General features: G+C 69.0%; 1 protein-coding gene and 1 pseudogene. One reads left to right on the plus strand and one right to left on the minus strand.

Annotated elements, in window-relative coordinates:
• Nucleotides 1-369 precede the first annotated feature (369 nt).
• The gene (locus tag V7702_RS16700) at nt 370-2,025 is read left to right on the plus strand and encodes an MFS transporter (RefSeq protein WP_335651204.1); all 1,656 of its coding nucleotides are present in this window, start codon (nt 370-372) and stop codon (nt 2,023-2,025) included.
• Nucleotides 2,026-2,037: 12 nt separating this feature from the next.
• Here V7702_RS16700 and V7702_RS16705 read toward each other — a convergent pair.
• Nucleotides 2,038-2,298, minus strand: a pseudogene (locus V7702_RS16705) (siroheme synthase); the annotation flags it as partial.

Consider the following 2,298-nt stretch of genomic DNA (forward strand, 5'->3'; position numbering starts at 1 on the left):
GCTTCCGCCAGCCCCGCCAACCTTCCGGCCCCGGCGAGGAGCGGCGTATCTAGTCGCCACCCCCGAACCTGTCAATCAGCCTTTTGCGACTTTTTGCGACAACGCCGGTGTGGGTTTCAGGCAATTCCGGCTGCGCAGTGGGAATTGCCCTTTGCGTTCAGCGGTCTGGCGGGCCTCGGGCCGAACGACCAGGCTTCGCGCTCTGGCCAGATAGATCGCCGGGCTTGGGCGGCGAACGCTCAGCCCCGGGGTCTGGGCCTCGTGAACAGGCTCTCGGCTGTCTGGCGGCGCCCGCGTCAGACGGCTTCCGCGCCCTGACAGACCGGTGTTACAGCTTGGACAAGGATCGGGCTGGGGAGCGTGACGACCATGAGCGACAAGACGACATTCGTAGGTGAAGCGGACGGCGCCCCGTCCATGCGCACTGTGGTCGTGGCCTCTTCGGCCGGCACGGCCTTCGAGTGGTACGACTTCTTCATCTTCGGGGCGCTGGCCTCGATCATCTCGCGCAACTTCTTCGCCGGCCTCACCGAGACGGCGGGCCTGGTGGCGGCCCTGGCCCTGTTCGGGGCCGGCTTCGCCTTTCGCCCCTTAGGCGCGCTGATCTTCGGCCGGATGGGCGACCTCGTGGGGCGCAAGGCCGCCTTCCTGGTGACCGTCACCCTGATGGGCGGCGCCACCCTGGCCATCGGATTTCTGCCGACCTACGCACAGGCCGGTCTGGTCGGCCCGGCGCTCCTGATCCTGCTTCGGATCCTTCAGGGCCTGGCGCTCGGCGGCGAATATGGCGGGGCGGCCATCTATGTGGCCGAGCACGCCCCAGCCCACCGCCGCGGCGAGCACACCAGTTGGATCCAGGCTTCGGCCGCCTTCGGCCTGATCGGCGCCCTGGCGGTGATCCTTGTGACCCGCCGCATCCTGGGGGAAGAGGCGTTCGCCGCCTGGGGCTGGCGCGTGCCCTTCCTGCTGTCGGCCGGCCTGCTGGCGGTGTCGATCTTCATGCGTCTGAAGCTGGCCGAGAGCCCCAGCTTCGCCCGCCTCAAAGCGGCCGGCGAGCAGACCAAGGCGCCCTTCGCCGAGGCGTTCGGCCAATGGCCCAATCTGAAGATCGTGCTGCTGGTGCTGTTCGCCTTCATGAGCGCCCAGGGCGCGGTCTGGTACACCACCTTCTTCTACGTGCAGATCTTCCTCGAGCGGTTCCTGAAGGTGGAGCCAGCGACGGTGAACACCCTGATGATCTGCGCCACCCTGGCCAGCGCGCCGCTCTATGTGATGTTCGCCTGGCTGTCGGACCGGGTGGGCCGCAAGTGGGTGATGTGGTTTGGCATGACGCTGGCCCTGGTGGCCTTCTTCCCAGGCTTCAAGGCCCTCACCCTGGCGGCCAATCCGGCGCTGGCGGAGGCCCAGGCGGCCACGCCCGTGATGGTCTTCGCCGATCCGGCCGACTGCGCCCTGCAGTTCGATCCCATCGGCCGGACCCAGTTCGCTTCGGCCTGCGACATCGCCAAGACCAGCCTGGCCAATGCCGGGGTCTCCTATGAGAACCTCGCCGCGCCGCCCGGCGCGGGCGCCGAGGTGAGGATCGGCCAGACCGTGGTGGTGTCGGCGGACGGCTCACGCCTCGACGCCGCCAGCCTGAAGACCGTGCGCGCACAGGTGGATGGCCAGATTCGCCAGGCCCTGGCCGACAACGGCTATCCAGCCGTCGCCGACCCGGCCCGGACCAACCTGCCGGCCGTGTTCGGCATACTGATGATCTTCGTAGTGGCGGCTACGGCGCTCTATGGCCCGATGGCCGCGGCCCTGGTGGAGCTCTTCCCCACCCGCATCCGCTATACGGCCATGTCCCTGCCCTATCACATCGGCACGGGCTGGGTCGGGGGCTTCGTGCCGTTCAGCGCCTTCGCCATCGTGACGGCGACGGGGAACATCTATTCGGGCCTCTGGTATCCGGTGATCTTCACCGCCATCAGTGTGGTGGTCTGCCTGTTCCTGCCCGAGACCAAGGGCAAACCCCTGGACTGAGCCGGCCCGGCGTCAGGCCTCTGGCGCGGCCAGCAGGACCTCGATCTCGAGACCGGCCTCGGCATAGGTCCGCAGCGCCGCCGGATCGGGGGGCGCTGTGATCAAGCAGGCGACCTTCAGGCCCTCGCCCACCAAGGCGATCAGCCGTTCCGGCGTGGCCTCGTCGAGCGACAGCCGCTCGGCGTCCCGGCGGGCCAGGCCCAGGACGTCGCGGTCGGCGTCCGAGGGGGCCACCAGCACGTCGGCGGCGGCCAGGACGCGGCTGGCGCGCAG

It is taken from the genome of Phenylobacterium sp. (genome assembly GCF_036963605.1).
Classification (GTDB): domain Bacteria; phylum Pseudomonadota; class Alphaproteobacteria; order Caulobacterales; family Caulobacteraceae; genus Phenylobacterium.